This is a genomic window from Streptomyces sp. CA-243310 (assembly GCF_050936775.1).
Classification (GTDB): Bacteria; Actinomycetota; Actinomycetes; order Streptomycetales; family Streptomycetaceae; genus Streptomyces.
Genome location: NZ_JBNJMF010000002.1, coordinates 1,103,350 through 1,118,844, shown reverse-complemented (window position 1 = coordinate 1,118,844; position 15,495 = coordinate 1,103,350). Strand labels below are relative to the sequence as shown.

Sequence of the window (15,495 nt, the reverse complement as noted above, 5' to 3'; positions counted from 1 at the left end):
CAGCCTATCCAGTACCTGCCGGAGCCTTGACCGCGGCGCCCCCGGGACGTCGCGGATCTCCTCATATGTTCGCCCGTCGTACCCTTGCCGGCATGCGACAGCGCCTCATTCCCGGCACCACCGGACACGTCCGCACCATGAGCCTGCTGGGCGATCCGGTGCTCCACTCGGCCTGCGCGGAGGTCACCGAGTTCGGGCCGCCGCTCCACCGGCTGATCGAGGACATGTTCGCGACGATGTACGCCGCCGAGGGCGTCGGCCTGGCTGCCAACCAGATCGGCGTGGGCCGGCGGGTGTTCGTGTACGACTGCCCCGACGACGAGGACGTCCGCCACGTCGGGCACATCGTCAACCCGCGGCTGGTCGCGGCCGACGGGGACGGGTACCGCGGCCCCGAGGGCTGCCTCTCGCTGCCCGGCCTGGAGGCCGGCACGGTCCGCTTCGACCGCGCGGTCGTCGAGGGGTTCACCTCCGACGGCGCGCCCCTGCGGGTCGAGGGGACCGGGTTCTTCGCGCGCTGCCTCCAGCACGAGTGCGACCACCTCGACGGCACGGTCTACGCGGCCCGGGTCACCGGGTGGCGCCGAACCAGGCTGCTGCGGGCGATCCGCCGGACACCGTGGGGCGCGCGGGGAATCGCCCGGCTGGACGAGCGGAGCCGACCTGCGGATGCGGGGGAGGGTCGGGCCCGGGTCTGAGCCGGGGTCGGTCCGGTCGGCGGGCCGCCCGGCCGGTCAGAAGCGTCAGAAGCCGGGGCCGTCCGCCCGGTTGCCGGCGGTCGCCAGTCGGCCCCACAGCAGGTCGGTGAGGGCCGTGACCAACTCCGCCCGATCGCAGGGGCGTTCGCCGAGCCACCAGTCCCCGGCGGCGTGCATCATGCCGACGATGCCGTGGCCCCAGACCCGGGCGAGGCGCTCGCCACCGGGGCCGAGGTCGACGCGCTCGCCGATGACCTGGGCCAGTTCCTCGCCCAGGCGGCGCAACAGGGGGGCCGAGTGGAGGCCGACGTCGAAGCCGCGCTCGGCGGCGTGCGAGTCCTCGGCGGGGTGCATCAGGAAGCGGTACACCTGCGGGCGGGCCTCGATCGCGACGAGGTAGGTGTCCAGGGTGGCCTCGACCCGGCGGCGGCGCTCGGCCGGGGCGTCGAGCGCGGCCCGCAGCGAGTCCAGCAGGGCGTCGGTGTGCCGCACGGCGAGGGCCTGGTAGAGCCCCGCCTTGTCGCCGAAGTGCCGGTAGAGGATGGGCTTGGTGATGCCCGCCTCGGCCGCGATGGCGTTCATGGAGGCCTTCGGGCCGTCCCTGAGCACGACCCGGTCGGCGGCTTCGAGCAGCTCCCGGCGCCGGCGTTCGGCCGCTCCCGGTTCGCCGGCCTGCTGAGTGGTCTCCATGACGTGTTTCTCTCCCCGCCCTTGCGATGTGCGTGACGCCCACGCAACGTAACACCCCCCACGCCCCGTCGATCGCCCCGACGGCCGCCCTCCGGGCCGAACGGGCCGCGCTTGACACTGCTTACCGGTCGGTAACAGACTGTGGCCCTCGATGTGGTTACCGCTGGTAACCACCCCGGGTGGGCAACCGTACGTGCATGAGACAGCTGGAGGGGACATGGCGGAGTTCACCATGGAGCTCAACGACGACCAGAAGCAGGTGCGGGACTGGATCCACGGCTTCGCCGCCGACGTGATCCGGCCCGCCGCCGCGGAATGGGACGAGCGCGAAGAGACTCCGTGGCCCGTCATCCAGGAGGCGGCCAAGCTCGGCATCTACTCCGTCGACTTCTACGCGCAGCAGTTCTTCGACCCGACCGGTCTCGGCATCCCGATGGCGATGGAGGAGCTCTTCTGGGGTGACGCCGGCATCGCGCTGTCCATCGTCGGCACCGGCCTCGCCGCCATCGGGGTCGTCGCCAACGGCACCGAGGAGCAGATCGGCACCTGGATTCCGCAGATGTACGGCGACCAGAACGACGTGAAGGTCGCGGCCTTCTGCTCCTCCGAACCGGACGCGGGGTCGGACGTCGGGGCGATGCGCACCCGCGCGGTCTACGACGAGGCCAAGGACGAGTGGGTGCTCAACGGCACCAAGACCTGGGCCACCAACGGCGGCATCGCCAACGTCCACATCGTCGTCGCCGTGGTCGACCCCGAGCTGGGCACCAAGGGGCACGCCTCCTTCATCGTGCCGCCGAACACCCCCGGCCTGTCGCAGGGCCAGAAGTTCAAGAAGCACGGCATTCGCGCCTCGCACACCGCCGAGGTGGTGTTGGAGGACTGCCGCATCCCCGGATCCTGCCTCCTCGGCGGCAAGGAGAAGCTCGACGAGCGGCTCGCCCGTGCCCGCGAGCGGGCCAGGGCCGGTGGCGGCGAGCGCGTGAAGAACGCGGCCATGGCCACCTTCGAGGCCTCCCGCCCGGCGGTGGGCGCGATGGCCGTGGGCACGGCCCGCGCGGCCTACGAAGTGGCCCTGGACTACGCCAAGACCCGGACCCAGTTCGGTCGGCCCATCATCGACAACCAGGGCGTGGCCTTCCAACTCGCCGACATGCGGACGCAGATCGACGCGGCCCGGCTGATGGTGTGGCGGGCCTCCTGGATGGCGACAGCGGGCAGGCCCTTCACCGCCGCGGAGGGGTCCATGTCGAAGCTGTTCGCGAGCGAGGTCGCCAAGAAGGTCACCGCCCAGGCGGTCCAGATCCTCGGCGGCAACGGATTCACCCGCGAATACCCGGTGGAACGCATGCACCGGGACAGTGCGATCTACACGATCTTCGAGGGGACGAGCGAGATCCAGCGCCTGGTGATCGCCCGAACGATCTCGGGGATGCCGATCCGCTAGGCCCTGTCGTCGAAGGGGCGCCGCGGCCGGGCGAGACCTCGACGACAGAGCCCGGGGCGGCTCTCCCGTCCCGGGCGCCCCGCGTCACCGGGAACGACCGTGCCCCGGCGGGCCCATGGCCCGCCGGGGCACGGTCATGTCGATCGGACGCGGGTCAGCCCGTGGCCACGGCGATGACGATGAGCGTCGCGTAGAACAGCAGGGCCAGGGCCATCGGCACCGAGACGACCAGCGCCTGCGGACGCCGACGCAGCTGCCTGCCCGGGTCCAGCGGCGGGCGGAAGCCGCCCTGCGGGGCCGCGAGCTTGGCGAACGTCGACCTCGGGCCCAGGTTGCGCAGCACCGTGATCGGAGTGAGGAGCAGGGACATCGGCCCCCACCAGCCCTGCCAGAGCGTCTTCGCGGACATGTCCCGGACGGTCGCGGTCCCGCAGTCACGGCAGAAGGGTCCCTGCACGCTCAGCGAGCGCATCATCAGGACCATGCCCTGGTGGCCCCGGACGGTCGCCTGCGCCGCCGGCTGGGCCCCGCACAGCCGGCAGCCGTGGCCGCCCTGTCCGGGCACGCCCGCGGCGAAGGGGTTGCCGTGGCCCGCCGGCTGCGGCGCGCCGGCGCCGGGCTGCGGCTGCGCGTACGGATTCCCGTGGCCGGGCGGCTGCTGCGGCGGCTGAGCGTACGGGTTGCCGTGCCCCGCCGGCTGCTGCTGCGGCGGCTGCGCGTACGGATTCCCGTGGCCGGGCGGCTGCGCGTACGGGTTGGGCTGGTGCTGCGGGACCGAGCCCTGCTGCGGTGGTGGAGTGGCCACTGTGGTCCCCTTGAAGGAGTCGCTTGGATCACCGGGCGCGGTGATCCAAGGCACCCTAACGGGATTCGTCATGTCCCCAACAACCGGTCGAGGGCCCGGCCGAAGAGGAAGCGGCCCGCCGCCGCGACGAGCGGGTCGAAGGGGCGGCCCAGCCCGCGCAGGCTCAGTTCCTCGCGCCAGTGGACCTGCGCCCCGGAAGGGAAGTGGGGCCGAACCTCGATCTCCGCCCAGCCCCGGACCACCCGACCGTGCTTCACGAGGCGCACCAGTCCCGCGGCGGCCCCCGCCGGAGGCCTCCAGAGGGTGACTTCCATGGGGTCGTCGAATGTGAGCCTTCCCACGCCCGTCCGCGCCGTGAACAGCGTTCCGACGTGCGTCGGCGGCGCCGTCTCGACGGTCGTCCGGGTGAAGGGGACCTCTGCGCCGTGGCGCTCCCAGTCCGTCAACCGGAGCCAGGCCTCGGAGGGCGGGAGGGTCGTCGTGCGAACGAGCCGGATAGCGGGCATGAGCGCATCGTAATCGGGCATACACACCCTGAACTGGACCCCGAATATGGGTTCCGTCCGGGGGCGGCGATCAGCAATACTCACCGCCACCGTGGATCGCGGATTCGACCGGGTGACCACCGGCCCTCCCGCCCCACTCTGCGAGGAGGTGCGCCGATGTGCTCCCACCAGCCCCCCTGCCCGACCGCCGACAGCGCCGATCACGACGCCGCCCACACCGTGGCCTTCCACCCCGAACAGGGCTGGAGCCTGCTCTGCAACGGTGCCGTGGTCTTCGACGACACAGGTGAACTGCTCCCCGACGGCCGCACGGTGGCACCCCGCCGACCGGCCCTTGTCTGAGCGAGGAGGCAGCATGCGCCAGCAGCTGATCCGCAAGCCCGTCCCCAAGCCCGCACCCCGAGACCTGGACCTCCGTACACCGTCGGGCAGACCCCTCCCGTACTGACGGGAGCCCCGGAGAAACGCGCCACCGGCTGAGGGTCAGCCGGTGGCCGCAGCCGTGCCGCCCAGGAACGCCGTCTCGTACGCCGCGTCCCCGATCGCCGCGCGGGCCCGCCGCTCGCCCTCGTCCCGCAGGGCCGTCAGCGCGGGCGAGCCACCCATCTGAGGTCGCCCCACCGTGCGCCACCAGGCGTGCCCGGTGCCCAGCAGTCGCGCCGCGAGTTCCCCGTCCCCGAGGCCCGCCACCGCCGCCGCGAGCAGGTCCAGGCCGAGCGCGATGCCGAACCGGTCGCCCAGCAGTCGCTTGTTTGACAGCATGGCCCTGACGTGGCGGGCCGCCTCCCCGTGGTGCCCGAGACCCAGCGCGGACATGGCCAGGATGTAGTCCGCGTAGGCCCGCAACCAGCGTTCGCCCAGTTCCGCGCACGCCTCGCGCAGGCCCCGCGCCTCCTCGGCGGCCTCCTCGAAGCGTTCCAGGTCGCACAGCGCGAAGCCGGTGGCCAGCCGGCACAGCAGCCACCCCGGACCACTGGAGCGCCCACCGTGTCCCGCCCGCGCCCGGGGGCCGGCCAGCGTGAGGGCCCGCACCGAGTCGCCGGGCATCATCACCGCCACGGCGTGCAGGTAGGCGGCCCGCAACTCGCGCTCAGGGTCCGCCAGTCGGTCGGCCGAGCGGGTGCACTCCTCACCGAGCCCGCGGGCCGCGTCCATGTCGCCTTGGAGCAGCGCCGTCAGGCCGAGCGCCCACAGCGCCTGCGTGTACCCGGTGCCCGTGCGCGGGCCCGAGCGCAGGGACCGCTCCAGGAAGCCGCGACCCTCGTGGACGTGCCCGCACGCGAACCAGAAGAACCAGAGCGCCCCGGCCATCTCCTGGGCCGCTGCCGGCTCACACTTCAGCAACTGTTCCAGGGCCGTGCGCAGTTGCGGGTGCTCGGCGGTCATCCTGCGGTACCAGTCCACCTGGCCCGGCCCCATCCACCCCCGGTCGGCGGCCTGGGCGAGCGCGAGGTACCAGTGCGCGTGCCGGTCGGCGACCGTGCGCACCTCGCCCAGCTCCGTCAACCAGTCGTGTCCGTACTCGCGGATCGTGTCCAGCATCCGGTAGCGGATCCCCGCCCCGCGCTCCTCGGTGCGCCGGACCACGGACTTGGCGACGAGGCCCGCCAGAACCCGCTCGACCCGGGAGGCGGGCAGCGGGCCGCCCGCGCACACCGCCCGGGCGGCGGCCACGTCGAAGTCCCCGGTGAACACCGACAGGCGGGCCCACAGCAGTCGTTCCACCGGCTCGCACAGCTCGTGGCTCCAGCCGATCGCGGTCCGCATCGTCCGGTGCCGGGGGAGCAGGGCGTCGTCGGAGTCGGCCAGCACGTCGAATCGCGCGCCCAGGCGCTGTGCCATCTGTTCGAGGGTCCACGACCGCAGGCGCGCGCCCGCCAGTTCGAGCGCGAGCGGGATCCCGTCGAGCCGCCGGCACACCTCGGCGGCGATCGTCGCCCGCCCGGGGTCGTCGAAGGCGGCGGCGGCCGGCGGGGACGCGGCGACGGCCCGCCGGCGGAAGAGGGCGAGGGCGTCGCTGTCCGGCCCCTCGAAGGGCAGCGGACGCACCTCGACGAGCTGTTCCCCGGGGCTGCCGAGCGGTTCGCGCGAGGTGGTCAACACCGTCAGGTCCGGTGCGGACTGCAGGAGTTCCCCCACGAGGTGCCGGCAGGCCGCGATCAGGTGCTCGCAGGTGTCGAGGACCAGGAGGAGCTTCTTGTCCGCCATCCAGGCACACAGTTCCTCGTCCAGCGACCGGGCGGAGTGGTCCGCGAGGCCGACGGTGTGGGCCACGGTCGCGGTGAGCAGGCCGGGGTCGCGCAGGGGCGAGAGCTCGACCCACCAGACCCCGTCGGGTCGTTCGGGCCCGGACGCGGCGGCGGCCCGCAGGGCGAGCCGGGTCTTGCCGACCCCGCCCACCCCGGTCAGCGTGATCAGTCGTCTGTCCGGCAACAGGTGCCCCAGATGGGCGAGTTCACGTTCCCGCCCGACGAAGCCCGGGGACTGCGGCGGCAGGTTTCCCGGCGCTGGACCGGCTCCCGGCCCGGGGTGGCCGCCTGCGGAGGCCGGCTGACTGTTGTTGAACGAGTACTCACCGAACACGGATGTATTGTGCGTGATCTCGTGTGGCGGCAGGGGCGTTCGGCCGGATCGCCGCATGTTCCACCGCAGGAGGCACGCGGGTGCGGAGCCTCACCGGGTAAGGACGACGCGGGTCTCCGCGGTGAACGCCCCCCAGTTGCCGTCGGGCAGTCGCGCGCGCAGTTTCACGGCCCACACGGTGCCGGCCGGCTCGGTCACCGTGAGCCGGTGCTCCACCCTCCCGGTGCCGGACGGGACCGCCGCGCCGGCCCCGAACTGGATGACGGTGACGGGCCGGTCGTTGACGTACAGCTGGTACTCCTCGGTGCGGCGACCGGTGGCCGGGGCGGTCCAGGACAGGTCGACCAGCCCGGGGGAGGCGGTCGCCGTGAGCCCGCCCGGCGCGGTGTCCGGGCCCTGTCCGGGGTCGGGCGGCGTGGTCAGCTCCACGGTCGGGCCGTCGGGGGAGGTGTTGTCGGCGCCGTCCCGGGCGCGGACGGTGAAGCTGTAGCGGGTGCCCGGCTGGAGTCCGGTCACGATGGTGGCGCTCTCGCCGGCGCCGGCCGTGTGGACGCGTACGCCGCCCTGGTGGACGTCGTACGCGGTGACGCCCGTGTCGTCCGTCGCCGCCGTCCAGCTCAGCCGGGCCGCCCGGGGGCCTTCGGCGCGGCCCGTGGTGGTGGGCGGAGCCGTGGGGGCCCGCCGGTCCTCGGCCTTCGCCGCGGGCGTGGTCGCCCGGGCGGGCTCGCTGAGCGGGGAGCGGTTGCCGGCGGCGTCCCGGGCCCGAACCGTGAAGGAGTACGCGGTCACCGGGGCGAGGCCCGTGACGTCCACCATCGTCTTGTCGGCCGGGAGTTCGCGGACCAGGTGGTCGCCCTGGAAGACCTGATAGCCGGTCACCCCCTCGCTGTCCGGGGCCGCTCGCCACATGACGTGCACCGAGGTGGCGCTGCCGGCCTGCGCGGTCAGCTCCCCCGGGGCGTGCGGGGGGTCGGTGTCGCCGTCCGGGGCGCACGCCGTGGCGAGCGCCAGGCAGAGGCAGAGCGCGGGGACGGCGCTTCGCGCGGAGTGTCGCAAGGAGGTGCCTTCCGCCGCTTCCTCGTAAAGGTCTAGACATATATGGCACGCCCGGCCGTGGACGGGCAAGACCTCGGCGGTCCCGGCGGGGGTCCAGTGCGCGGCGGCGGCCGGCCGGGCGGCCGGTTTCGTCGCCCCCGCCCCATCTGGCATTATTGCGATCTCTTTGCAATAAGAGATGATCTTAAACAGTAAGAAAAGCAGGTATACGGGGATGTGGATCGCATGACGGCCCGGTCGGTACGAGCAGGGGCCGCCACGACGCTCGCCGCCACGCTCATCACGGGCACGGCATCCTGCTCGGCACCCTCGTCAGGAGGCGACCCGGGCCGCGCGGCGGATACCGCCGTCGTCGGCATCGCGACCGAGCCGGAGACCCTCAGCCCGCTCCTCGGGTACGGCAAGGACGGCAACTCCAAGATCTTCGACGGACTGCTCACGCACGACGCGAACATGAAGCTGCGGCCCGCCCTGGCCGAGGCCCTGCCGGAGGTCTCCGCCGACGGACGCACCTACACGTACCGGCTCCGCCACGGCGTGAAGTTCAGCGACGGGCAGCCCTTCGGCGCCAAGGACGTCGTCTTCACCTACCGGACGATCCTGGACACGAAGACCAACAACGCCTCCAAGACCGAACTCGACGCGATCGAAGGCGTCGAGGCGCGGGGCGACGACACCGTCGTCTTCACCCTGAAGTACCCCTACGCGCCGTTCGCCGAGCGGACCGTGCTGCCGATCGCGCCCGAGCACATCGCGGGCCGACAGGACGTCAACAGCGGCGACTTCACCACCCGACCCGTAGGTACCGGCCCCTACGTCCTCACCGGCTGGTCCAAGGGCGAGAAGATCGGCTTCAAGGCCAACCCGTCCCACTGGGCCGGCGAGCCCGCCGTGAAGAAGTTCACCATGGTCGTCATCAAGGACGACGACGTGCGCGCCACCCGGCTGCGCTCCGGCGAACTCGACGGCGCGATCCTCCCGCCCGCCCTGGCCAAGGCCCTCGGCGGGAAGGCCGGGGACAAGGGTGGCGCGCGCACCCTCCACGCGGCCAAGACCTTCGACTACCGCAACGTCACCCTCCCCACCGCCCACGACGTCACCGGCGACCAGGCCGTCCGCCGGGCGCTGGACCTCGCCGTCGACCGCACGACCATGGTCGACAAGCTCCTGGAGGGCGCGGGCAAGCCCGCCTACGGGCCGGCGCCCACCGACAGCCCCTGGTTCACGGCCGGCACGGAACGGGCGTACGACCTCGACAAGGCGAAGCAGATCCTCGACGAGGCCGGTTGGAGGACCGGAGACGACGGCATCCGCACCAAGGACGGCACCCGCGCGTCCTTCCCGCTCTGGTACACCTCCGGCGACAAGACCCGCCAGGACCACGCACTCGCCTTCGCCTCCGACGCCAAGAAGGCCGGCATCGAGGTCAGGACCGAGGCCGGTACCTGGGAGGTCATCGAACCCCGGATGAAGACCGACGCCGTGCTCGCCGGCGGCGGCTCCCCGGCCGACCCCGACTTCGACCAGTACCCGCTGCTCGACTCCGCACTGGCCGGCGACGGCTTCAACAACATGGCCCGGTACGACAACAAGACCGTCGACCGGGCGCTCCTCGACGGCCGCAAGAGCGGTGACCCGGCCGTACGCAAGGCCGCGTACGACACCGTGCAGCGGGAACTGCTCGCGAACCCGGGCTACGTCTTCCTCACCCACGTCGACCACCTGTACGTGGTCGACGACAAGTGGGAGGGGATCACCACGCAGGTCGAGCCGCACGACCACGGCCTCGGTTCCGGCCCCTGGTGGAACGTCGAGAACTGGAAGCCGAAGCGGAAGTGAACCCGACGACGTGACCTCCCGCAGTGAACCCGACGACGTGACCTGCCGCTCCTCCCGCGTCCCCTGGGGGCCGATGGCGCGCATGGCCGGCCGGCGCACCCTGTTCGCCGCCCCCGTCCTGCTCACCGTCACCTTCGGGGTGTTCGCCGTCGCCGCGATGTCCCCCTTCGACCCCGTCAAGGCGTACGCCGGCACGGCCGGCCTCACCGCCTCGCAGGCCGAACTCGACCAACTGCGCGGCAACCTCGGCGTCGACCGGCCGCTGGTCGCACGCTGGTGGGAGTGGCTCAACTCCGCGCTCACCGGAGACCTCGGAACCTCCTCCGTCATGCGCCAACCGGTCGGCGACGTCATCGCCGAACGGGTGGGCTGGTCGGCGCTGCTCGCCCTCTGCGCCTTCGCACTGGCCGTGCTCGCGGGCACGGCCCTCGGGGTCCTCGCCGCCCGACGACAAGGCGGCCCGCTCGACCGGGCCGTCTCCGCCCTCGCCTACACCCTGGAAGCCGCCCCCGCCTTCTGGCTGGGCCTGCTGGCCATCTGGTTCTTCTCCGTACGGCTCGGCGTGCTGCCCTCCGGCGGCCTCACGGACGCCTCCTCCGACGTGGTCACCCCCGGTCAGGTCACGTCCCACCTGGTGCTCCCGGCACTCGTGCTGGGGATCTCCCAACTGCCCTGGTTCTTCCTGTACGCACGCCAAGGCGTGGCCGACGCCCTGGACGAGGACCCCGTGCGAGGGGCCCGGGCCCGAGGCGTGGCCGAGCGACGGATCCTGATCGGGCACGCACTGCGTTCCGGGATGCTGCCGATGCTGACCCTGATCGGATCACGGGTGCCCGAACTGATCACCGGGGCGCTGCTGGTGGAGACCGTGTTCAGCTGGCCCGGGATCGCGGCGGCCACCGTGCAGGCCGCCACCTCGGTGGACTTCCCGCTGCTCGCCGCCCTCACGGTGTCCGCCACCGCGGCCGTGCTCGCCGGGAACCTGCTGTCCGATCTGCTGTACGGACTCGCCGACCCCAGGGTGGGCTTCGATGGCTGAGACCATGTGGCGCGCCCCCGGCCGCGCCCACCGCCCCACACGTCGACCGCGCGTGCGCGCCGGCGCCCTGACCATGGCCGTGATCGCCTCGGCGGTCCTGTTCGTCCCCCCGCTGGCACAGCTCGACCAACAGGCCGTCGACCTGTCGGCGAAGCTCCTGCGACCTTCCTGGGAACACCCCTTCGGAACCGACGACGTGGGCCGCGACCTGCTGCTGCGCTGCGTCCACGGGCTGCGGGTGTCCCTGCTGGTCGGCCTGGTGGCGGCGCTCGTCGCCACGGTGATCGGCACCGCCGTCGGCGCGGCGGCCGGCGCGTGGGGAGGCTGGACCGACCGGCTCGTGATGCGGGTCGTCGACGCCCTGTCCTCGATCCCGCACCTGCTGCTCGGCATCTTCATCGTGGCGATGTTCCGCCCCGGGGTGTGGCCGGTGGTCGTCTCGGTGGCCCTGACCCACTGGCTGTCCACCGCCCGGATCGTCCGGGCCGAGGTCCTGTCACTGCGGTCCCGGCCCTTCGTGGACGCCGCCGTCTCGGGCGGCGCCTCACGGTGGCGGGTCGCGACCCGCCACCTGATCCCCGCGGTCATGCCCCAGGCGGGGCTCGCCGCCGTGCTGATGATCCCGCACGCGATGTGGCACGAGTCGGCGCTGTCCTTCCTCGGCCTCGGACTCCCCTCCCACCAGGCCAGTCTGGGCACCCTCGTACAGACCGCACGGGGCTCGCTCCTCGTGGGGGCCTGGTGGCCCACCCTCTTCCCGGGCCTGCTGCTGATCATCCCGACCCTGGCCATCGCCGGCCTCGCGGCCGCCTGGCGCGACCGCCTCAACCCCCGCCGCCGCTCGGAGCCGACCCTGTGACCCCGGAGCCTTCCCCGACCTTCCCCGGCCGCGCCGAGACCCCCGCGGCGGTGTCCCGACGCGAACCCGCGGAGCCGGTCCTGCGCGTGGAACGGATGTCCGTGCGCTTTCGCATGCGCGGAGAACGCCACGTCGAGGCCGTCACCGACGCCGGTTTCGCCCTGGCCGCCGGCGAGTGCCTCGCCCTCGTGGGCGAGAGCGGCTGCGGCAAGTCCGTCCTCGTCTCCGCCCTCCTCGGCCTGCTGCCCGGCAACGCCGAGACCACCGGGTCGGCGCTCCTCGCGGACGGACTCGACCTCCTCGCCGCCGACGAGAGGACCCTGGCCCGGACCGTCCGGGGCCGCCGCATCGGACTCGTCCCGCAGAGCCCCGCGGCCCACCTCACCCCGGTCCGCACCATCCGGTCCCACCTGGAGGAGACGGTTCGGGAACTCACCGACCCTTCAAGGGCCTGCGAGCCTCCAGGGCTTGCCGGGCTTCCCGGGCCTTCCGGGCCTCTTGCGTCTTCCGCGCCTTCCGGCGGGCGGACCCCGGCCCCGACCCCGGGCGCGGGCAGGCGGGCGCGACTGCGCGCCGCCGCGGAGGCGGCGGCCACCCGCGCGGCCTTCCCCGCCTCCCACCTCGACCGCCACCCGCACGAACTCTCCGGCGGCCTCGCCCAGCGCGCCGCCACCGCCCTCGCCCTGGTCGGGGACGCCCCGCTGTTGCTCGCCGACGAGCCGACCACCGGCCTCGACCGGGACCTCGTCCACCGCACCGTGGACGAGCTGCGGGCCCACACCCGTGCGGCCGGCCGGGCCCTGCTGATGATCACCCACGACCTGGCCGCCGCCGAACGGATCGCCGACACCGTCGCCGTCATGTACGCCGGGCGCATCGTGGAAATCGCTCCCGCGGCCGTCTTCTTCGGCCCGGCCGGCCCCCGACACCCCTACGCGCGCGGGCTTCTCGACGCCCTCCCCGAACGGGCCTTCGCCCCCATCCCCGGCGCCCCGCCCGAACTCGGCGCACTGCCGCCCGGCTGCGCCTTCGCCGACCGCTGCGCACAGGCCGACGCGACCTGCCGGACCCTACGCCCCCCGCTCACCGAAGGGGTGGCCTGCCACCGTGCTTGAGCTCCGCGGCATCACCGCCGGCCACGAACGGGGGACCCCCGTTGTACAGGACGCCCACCTTGCCCTGGAGGCCGGCGAGGCACTGGGACTGCTCGGCCCCAGCGGCTGCGGCAAATCCACCCTGGCCAGGGTGGCCGCCCTGCTGCACCGGCCCGAGCGCGGCACCGTGGTGCTCGCGGGCCGCACCGTGACCGGCTTCCGGCACCGGGCCCCGCGCGCCCTGCGCGTCCGGGTCGGTGTCGTCTTCCAGCAGCCCCGGCTGTCCGCCGACCCCCGCCTCACGCTGCGCGACCTCGTCGCGGAGCCCCTCCGGGCCACGGGCCGGCGCGGGGAAGCGGCCTCGGTCGTACCGGAGTTGACGCGGCGTGTCGGACTCGGCGCGGATCTGCTCACGCGCCGCCCCCACGAGGTGAGTGACGGACAACTGCAACGCGCCTGTCTGGCACGCGCCCTGGTGCTGCGGCCGAGCCTGCTGGTCTGCGACGAGATGACCGCCATGCTCGACGCCTCCACGACAGCCGCGCTGGTCGCGGTGGTCGAGGAGTACCGGGCGGAGACCGGCGCGGCGCTGCTCGCGGTGGGCCACGACCCGATCCTGCTCGGCCGCTGGTGCGACCGTACGACCCACTGGAACGAGATCGTCAAGAACTGATCATCCGTCACGGACGGTCAACACCCGTACGGCGTACACGGCTTTCGCCCGAAGGGCCCCCTCGCTGCGCCACCATGGCGGCGCCCAAGGAGGTTCCGATGGTGATTTCCCTCTCCGTGATCGTCCTGCTCCTCGTCCTCGCGTGGATCTTCCTGCGCGGCGGCGGGCTCAAGTTCTCCCACGCCCTCGTCTGCGCCCTGCTCGGTTTCCAACTCGCGAGCAGCAGCGTCGCCATGACCATCCACGACGGAATCGCGGCCACCGCGAACCTCGTGTCCGGCCTCAACCCTTAGGGAGTGTTCCGCCGACCAGGCCGATCAGGCCGACCCCGGACGGTCGTGCTTGATCGACTGTTGCGCCTTCGTGAATCATCCGGCTCTTCCATGGACTCCTCGGGCAGTGCGATCTAGCGTCTGGCGGCGGCGCGATGTGAGACGCAGTGTCAACAAAACTGAAGACCATGGAGGAAGTCCGGATGTTCCGAAGAGCGCTGAATTGCGCCGTGGTACCGGCTCTCGCCGCGTTCGTGGCGATGTACGGCATCTCACCGGCCCAGGCCGAGGAGATACCCAAGGCCCCCGGTCATCGCCTGATCAGCCACTACGACGGCGCCCCCGCCGCCGCGGTCCCGCTGCCGGGCGAAGCCCCGCCCCAGCACCCCCACCTCGCGCCCAACGGCCGCAGCGGCATGCACTCCGACGCCGCGGGCAGCGCCACCTCGCCCTGGTCCGGTCCGCTGGGCAGGAACCCGCAGGTCACCAGCGAGAAGATCGCCGCCCTCGGCGGCGAATGCGCCACCGCCACCTTCGACTCTGCCGGCCGGATCGTCACCGTCTGCGGCACCTTCTCCGGGTTCAAGGTCAAGCTCCTCGACCCCCGCACGCTCGCCACGCTCGCGGAACACCAACTCCCGCAGCGCTCCTCCACGGTCGAGGCGATCACCTCGCTCGACTTCGCGAAGATCTTCAAGGACACCTCGGGCGGCGCCTACTTCTACCTGGACGACCAGGACCGGGCGGTGTTGGCCGACTCCCGACAGCACATCCTGCGCCTCGCCCACGCGCAGAACCCGGACGGCACCTGGAAGTTCACGGTCGACGACGACTGGGACCTCACCGGCCAGGTCCCGCACGACTGCGTCAGCTGGACCAACCTGTGGCCCAGCGGCACCTGTGACCCGGTCACCTCGGTCATGCCCGACTGGAACGGCCGCATCTGGTGGGTCACCCGTCAGGGCCGCGTCGGCACCGTGGACCCGGCGACCTCGGTGATCCGCTCCGTCCGGCTCGACGGCGAGGAGATCCAGAACTCCTTCTCCGTCGCCGAGGACGGGGTCTCCATCGTCACCGACCACGCCCTGTACAGCTTCGCCACCACCGCCGACGGCACCCCGCGCGTGCAGTGGCGCCAGACGTACGACCGGGGTACGGGCACCAAGCCGGGCTCCGTGAACCAGGGTTCGGGCACCACTCCGGACCTCTTCGGCAACGGGTACGTCGCCATCACCGACAACTCCGACGACCGGATGAACGTGCTCGTCTACAAGAGGGGCGTGAACGTACCCGCCGACCGGAGGCTCGTCTGCAAGGTCCCGGTGTTCGGATCGGGGGCCTCGACCACCGACAACTCCCTGATCACCTGGGGCAACAGCATCGTCGTCGAGAACAACTACGGCTACGAGAACCCCACCACCCTGCTGCTCGGGAAGTCCGTCGTCGGCGGTGTCAGCCGCATCGACGTGCGCGCCGACGGCAGCGGCTGCGACACGGTGTGGCAGAGCGCGATCCGCTCGCCCTCCGTCGTCCCGAAGCTCTCCACCGCGAACGGGTTGCTCTACTTCTACGAGAAGGAGCCCAACGCCTGGGGCATCGACGCCTGGTACCTCACCGCGGTGGACTTCCGCACCGGTGAGCGGCGCTGGCGACAGCTGACCGGCACCGGCGCGCTGTACGACAACAACTGGGCGCCGATCACCCTCGGCCCCGACGGCACCGCGTACATCGGCGTGTTCAACGGCATCGTGGCGGTCCGCGACGGCGGCTGACGCCCGGGGACCGGCCTTCGGGGCGTGACGTCCGGGGACGGGCCGACAGGGACCGACACCCGGTGCCTGGCCCCGGTGACCGGCCCCGGTGACCGGTCTCCGACGACCGGTTTCCGACGACCGGCCTCCGGTGATCGGTCTCCGGGGCTGACGGGTGGCGCC

The 15,495-nt window shown here is 72.6% G+C and carries 15 protein-coding genes; 10 read left to right on the top strand and 5 right to left on the bottom strand.

What is annotated here, in order from left to right; genetic code table 11:
* Window positions 1–92: 92 nt before the first annotated feature.
* On the top strand, window positions 93–698 hold the full coding sequence (gene def / locus ACQEVM_RS22520) for a peptide deformylase (RefSeq protein ID WP_433081815.1): 606 nt from the start codon (window positions 93–95) through the stop codon (window positions 696–698).
* Window positions 699–743: 45 nt separating this feature from the next.
* Here the strand turns inward: def and ACQEVM_RS22515 are convergent, their stop codons facing one another.
* Complete coding sequence (locus ACQEVM_RS22515; RefSeq protein ID WP_433081813.1) at window positions 744–1,388, bottom strand: TetR family transcriptional regulator; 645 nt, start codon at window positions 1,386–1,388, stop codon at window positions 744–746.
* A 217-nt stretch (window positions 1,389–1,605) separates the two neighbouring features.
* On the opposite strand from ACQEVM_RS22515, the gene ACQEVM_RS22510 reads away from it, so the two are divergent.
* Window positions 1,606–2,835: an acyl-CoA dehydrogenase family protein gene (locus ACQEVM_RS22510; RefSeq protein WP_433081811.1), complete on the top strand. Its 1,230-nt coding sequence runs from the start codon at window positions 1,606–1,608 to the stop codon at window positions 2,833–2,835.
* Window positions 2,836–2,989: 154 nt separating this feature from the next.
* Here the strand turns inward: ACQEVM_RS22510 and ACQEVM_RS22505 are convergent, their stop codons facing one another.
* Window positions 2,990–3,640, bottom strand: coding sequence for an LppU/SCO3897 family protein (locus ACQEVM_RS22505; protein WP_433081809.1), 651 nt, complete (start codon window positions 3,638–3,640; stop codon window positions 2,990–2,992).
* 68 nt (window positions 3,641–3,708) lie between these two features.
* Window positions 3,709–4,146: an SRPBCC family protein gene (locus tag ACQEVM_RS22500; protein WP_433081807.1), complete on the bottom strand. Its 438-nt coding sequence runs from the start codon at window positions 4,144–4,146 to the stop codon at window positions 3,709–3,711.
* Window positions 4,147–4,302: 156 nt separating this feature from the next.
* On the opposite strand from ACQEVM_RS22500, the gene ACQEVM_RS22495 reads away from it, so the two are divergent.
* Window positions 4,303–4,488, top strand: a complete 186-nt coding sequence (locus tag ACQEVM_RS22495) for a DUF5999 family protein (RefSeq protein ID WP_433081805.1) — start codon at window positions 4,303–4,305, stop codon at window positions 4,486–4,488.
* 141 nt (window positions 4,489–4,629) lie between these two features.
* Here ACQEVM_RS22495 and ACQEVM_RS22490 read toward each other — a convergent pair whose 3' ends face one another.
* Both ACQEVM_RS22490 and ACQEVM_RS22485 read right to left on the bottom strand, forming a co-directional pair.
* Window positions 4,630–6,729, bottom strand: coding sequence for an ATP-binding protein (locus tag ACQEVM_RS22490; RefSeq protein WP_433081803.1), 2,100 nt, complete (start codon window positions 6,727–6,729; stop codon window positions 4,630–4,632).
* 90 nt (window positions 6,730–6,819) lie between these two features.
* On the bottom strand, window positions 6,820–7,785 hold the full coding sequence (locus ACQEVM_RS22485; RefSeq protein ID WP_433081801.1) for a fibronectin type III domain-containing protein: 966 nt from the start codon (window positions 7,783–7,785) through the stop codon (window positions 6,820–6,822).
* A gap of 225 nt (window positions 7,786–8,010) precedes the next feature.
* Between ACQEVM_RS22485 and ACQEVM_RS22480 the strand changes: the two genes are divergently transcribed.
* The 7 genes from ACQEVM_RS22480 (at window position 8,011) to ACQEVM_RS22450 (ending at window position 15,333) form a co-directional block, all read left to right on the top strand.
* Complete coding sequence (locus tag ACQEVM_RS22480) at window positions 8,011–9,624, top strand: ABC transporter substrate-binding protein (protein WP_433081799.1); 1,614 nt, start codon at window positions 8,011–8,013, stop codon at window positions 9,622–9,624.
* 82 nt (window positions 9,625–9,706) lie between these two features.
* Window positions 9,707–10,663, top strand: coding sequence for an ABC transporter permease (locus ACQEVM_RS22475; RefSeq protein ID WP_433085314.1), 957 nt, complete (start codon window positions 9,707–9,709; stop codon window positions 10,661–10,663).
* The gene (locus tag ACQEVM_RS22470; protein ID WP_433081797.1) at window positions 10,656–11,522 is read left to right on the top strand and encodes an ABC transporter permease; all 867 of its coding nucleotides are present in this window, start codon (window positions 10,656–10,658) and stop codon (window positions 11,520–11,522) included. The genes ACQEVM_RS22475 and ACQEVM_RS22470 overlap by 8 nt, the downstream gene beginning before the upstream one ends.
* 95 nt (window positions 11,523–11,617) lie before the next feature.
* Window positions 11,618–12,637: an ABC transporter ATP-binding protein gene (locus ACQEVM_RS22465; RefSeq protein ID WP_433085312.1), complete on the top strand. Its 1,020-nt coding sequence runs from the start codon at window positions 11,618–11,620 to the stop codon at window positions 12,635–12,637.
* Window positions 12,630–13,289 (top strand): ABC transporter ATP-binding protein, encoded by a 660-nt coding sequence (locus tag ACQEVM_RS22460; protein WP_433081795.1) that lies wholly within the window; start codon window positions 12,630–12,632, stop codon window positions 13,287–13,289. The genes ACQEVM_RS22465 and ACQEVM_RS22460 overlap by 8 nt, the downstream gene beginning before the upstream one ends.
* A gap of 98 nt (window positions 13,290–13,387) precedes the next feature.
* Complete coding sequence (locus ACQEVM_RS22455; RefSeq protein WP_433081793.1) at window positions 13,388–13,582, top strand: hypothetical protein; 195 nt, start codon at window positions 13,388–13,390, stop codon at window positions 13,580–13,582.
* Between the two features lie 182 nt (window positions 13,583–13,764).
* A complete protein-coding gene (locus ACQEVM_RS22450) occupies window positions 13,765–15,333 on the top strand; it encodes a hypothetical protein (RefSeq protein WP_433081791.1) in 1,569 nt (522 codons plus the stop codon).
* The last annotated feature ends 162 nt before the right edge of the window (window positions 15,334–15,495 follow it).

Excerpts from the sequence above, each read along its gene's own strand:
- ACQEVM_RS22475 (WP_433085314.1), top strand. The coding sequence starts at position 9,707 with ATGGCCGGCCGGCGCACCCTGTTCGCCGCCCCCGTCCTGCTCACCGTC.
- def (WP_433081815.1), top strand. The coding sequence starts at position 93 with ATGCGACAGCGCCTCATTCCCGGCACCACCGGACACGTCCGCACCATG.
- ACQEVM_RS22495 (WP_433081805.1), top strand. The coding sequence starts at position 4,303 with ATGTGCTCCCACCAGCCCCCCTGCCCGACCGCCGACAGCGCCGATCAC.
- ACQEVM_RS22515 (WP_433081813.1), bottom strand. The coding sequence starts at position 1,388 with ATGGAGACCACTCAGCAGGCCGGCGAACCGGGAGCGGCCGAACGCCGG.
- ACQEVM_RS22470 (WP_433081797.1), top strand. The coding sequence starts at position 10,656 with ATGGCTGAGACCATGTGGCGCGCCCCCGGCCGCGCCCACCGCCCCACA.
- ACQEVM_RS22480 (WP_433081799.1), top strand. The coding sequence starts at position 8,011 with ATGACGGCCCGGTCGGTACGAGCAGGGGCCGCCACGACGCTCGCCGCC.
- ACQEVM_RS22455 (WP_433081793.1), top strand. The coding sequence starts at position 13,388 with ATGGTGATTTCCCTCTCCGTGATCGTCCTGCTCCTCGTCCTCGCGTGG.
- ACQEVM_RS22465 (WP_433085312.1), top strand. The coding sequence starts at position 11,618 with ATGTCCGTGCGCTTTCGCATGCGCGGAGAACGCCACGTCGAGGCCGTC.
- ACQEVM_RS22450 (WP_433081791.1), top strand. The coding sequence starts at position 13,765 with ATGTTCCGAAGAGCGCTGAATTGCGCCGTGGTACCGGCTCTCGCCGCG.
- ACQEVM_RS22510 (WP_433081811.1), top strand. The coding sequence starts at position 1,606 with ATGGCGGAGTTCACCATGGAGCTCAACGACGACCAGAAGCAGGTGCGG.
- ACQEVM_RS22500 (WP_433081807.1), bottom strand. The coding sequence starts at position 4,146 with ATGCCCGCTATCCGGCTCGTTCGCACGACGACCCTCCCGCCCTCCGAG.